1 protein-coding gene is annotated in these 1026 nt (G+C 77.4%); it reads right to left on the reverse strand.

Annotation, left to right across the window (positions count from 1 at the left end):
• A partial coding sequence (locus tag B9S61_RS09385) for a helicase-related protein (RefSeq protein WP_146064762.1) occupies positions 1 to 1026 on the reverse strand: 1026 nt, incomplete at both ends.

Genomic DNA, 1026 nt, shown 5'->3' on the forward strand with positions numbered 1-1026 from the left:
CCACCGCCCCGATCGCCGTCAGGACGGAGCGGGCCGCGGCCATCGCCCCGCCCGGCGGGGGATCCAGCAGCGCCAGCCCGGAGGCGTCCGGATCGCCCCAGCAGGCCGCCTGGAGCGCGAACGCCGTCAGATCGGCCACCTTGATCTCGGGCGAGGGGTACTGCGGCAGCCGCGTGTCCTCCGCCTCCGCCCAGCAGCGGTACACCGCTCCCGGTGCCTCACGTCCGGCCCGACCCGCCCGTTGCCGCCCCGCCGCGCGCGACGCCCGTACCGTCGTCAGCGCGCTCAGCCCCCGCGCGTGATCGACCCGCGGCTCCCGCGCGAGTCCCGAGTCCACGACCGCCCGCACCCCGGGTACCGTCAGCGACGACTCCGCCACCGACGTCGCGAGCACCACCCGGCGCCGCTCCCCGGGCAGCAGTACCGCGTCCTGCACGGCGGCCGGCGCGCGCCCGTGCACCTGGAGCAGTTCCGCACCGCCCAGATCCCCGAGCTGCCCGGCCACCCGCGCGATCTCGCCCACTCCGGGCAGGAAGGCCAGCACGTCCCCGTCCCGTTCGGCCAGTGCCCGCCGCACCACCGACGCCACGTGCGTCAGCAGCGCCGGATCGACCCGCATCCCGTGCGGTGGCCGCACCGCACGCGCGGGCGGCGCCCACACCACCTCCACCGGGTACGCCGCACCACGCGCCTCGACCACCGGCGCGCCGCCCAGCAGCCGTGCCCAGCCCTCCGCGTCCGTCGTCGCCGACGCGGCCACCAGCCGCAGCCCGGGGCGGAGCGTCTCGCGCACGTCCCACAGGAACGCCGCCGCCGTGTCCGCGTCCAGATGCCGCTCGTGGCATTCGTCGAGCACCACCACGTCCACCCCGGCCAGCTCCTGGTCGCGCTGCAGCCGCTGCAGGAGCACCCCGGTCGTGACGACCTCCACACGCGTGTGCCGCCCGGCCACCCGCTCCCCGCGCACGGTGAAACCGACCGACTCGCCGACCCGCTCGCCCAGCAGCCACGCCATCCGCCGTGCCG

Origin of the sequence: Streptomyces sp. SM1, assembly GCF_002910825.1 — a bacterium.
Classification (GTDB): domain Bacteria; phylum Actinomycetota; class Actinomycetes; order Streptomycetales; family Streptomycetaceae; genus Streptomyces; species Streptomyces okerensis.